At 81.0% G+C, this 727-nt stretch carries 1 pseudogene; it reads right to left on the minus strand.

The window, feature by feature from the left end:
- A pseudogene (locus tag AB6N23_RS18515) lies at positions 1–469 on the minus strand (RNA methyltransferase); the annotation flags it as partial.
- Between the last annotated feature and the right edge of the window lie 258 nt (positions 470–727).

The raw sequence follows: 727 nt of genomic DNA on the forward strand, positions 1-727 counted from the left end.
CGGCGCCGGCCGTGCCGCGTCGCACGCGCAGCACGAGGTCGCCGCGCTCGGCGTCGTGCCGCAGCCCCGTCGCCTCGTGCAGCAGGTCGGCGAGCCGCGCGAACGCGGCCGAGTCGCTGCCGGCCGCCTCGAACCGGAACGTCGACGAGCCGGTCACGCGCAGCGACGCGTACACGGCGTCGACGACGCGCTGCAGGTGCTGCGGCCCCGCGATCGACGCCGGCCGCGGCACGTCCAGGTGCACGACGACCCACGCCGCGACCGCGGTCCGCAGCCGCGCGACGGGCGCGAGCGGGCCCGGCAGGCGCAGCGCGACGGCGTCGTCGCGGCCCGGCACGTCGTGCAGGTCGCGCGCGTCCGGCAGCAGGTCCGCCGCCTCGGCCGCGACGACGTCGCGCAGGCCCGGCAGGAACGTGAGCTCCACGGCCGTGGCGTCGGGGCGGCGCGCGACGGACCGTGTCGTCGTCACCCGCTCGGGGCGACCCGTCCCGCGCTGCGGCCGACCGGCGCCGCGGTCGGGACGACCGGTCCCGCGCTCGGCTCGACCGCTCCCGCGCTCGGCTCGACCGCTCCCGCGCTCGGCTCGACCGCTCCCGCGCTCGGGGCGGCCGCTCCCGGCGCGGTCGGGACGTCCGGTGTCGGCACGCTCCGGACGTCCGGCACCGCCGCGCTCCGGGCGCCCCGCGTCACCACGTCCCGCGTCACCGCGTCCCGCGCCGCCGCGCTC

Origin of the sequence: Cellulomonas pasadenensis (assembly GCF_047229365.1) — a bacterium.
Classification (GTDB): Bacteria; Actinomycetota; Actinomycetes; order Actinomycetales; family Cellulomonadaceae; genus Cellulomonas.